Annotated in this window: 2 protein-coding genes; both read right to left on the reverse strand. The window is 67.7% G+C overall.

The genetic code is table 11. The annotated features are described in order from the left end of the window. Positions 1-173: 30S ribosomal protein S11 (gene rpsK, locus ASV53_RS26645; RefSeq protein ID WP_094959042.1), on the reverse strand; the 173-nt coding region annotated here is incomplete at its 3' end. Between the two features lie 31 nt (positions 174-204). After that, positions 205-371: 30S ribosomal protein S13 (gene rpsM, locus ASV53_RS26650; RefSeq protein WP_094959043.1), on the reverse strand; the 167-nt coding region annotated here is incomplete at its 5' end.

Genomic DNA, 371 nt, shown 5'->3' on the forward strand with positions numbered 1-371 from the left:
GAGCCCTTGAAGCCCACGCCACCCGACGATGCCCAGGCGATGACCGCGCCGGACGGGTCGGTGATCGAAACGATCGTGTTGTTGAACGTCGACTTGATGTGGGCCTGGCCCAGCGCGATGTTCTTCTTCTCCTTGCGGCGCGGCTTGCGCGCGGCGGCCTTGGGTGCAGCCATGAAAGTGTTCTCCTAGTCCCTGGGGCCGCGCTTAGCGGGCCTTCTTCTTGCCGGCGACGGTGCGCTTCGGGCCCTTGCGGGTACGGGCGTTGGTCTTGGTGCGCTGACCACGGACCGGGAGGCCACGACGGTGGCGGATGCCCTCGTAGGAGCCGATCTCGACCTTGCGGCGGATGTCTGCGGCGACCTCGCGGCGCA

Source organism: Photobacterium sanguinicancri, assembly GCF_002265265.1.
GTDB classification, from domain to species: Bacteria; Pseudomonadota; Gammaproteobacteria; order Enterobacterales; family Vibrionaceae; genus Photobacterium; species Photobacterium sanguinicancri.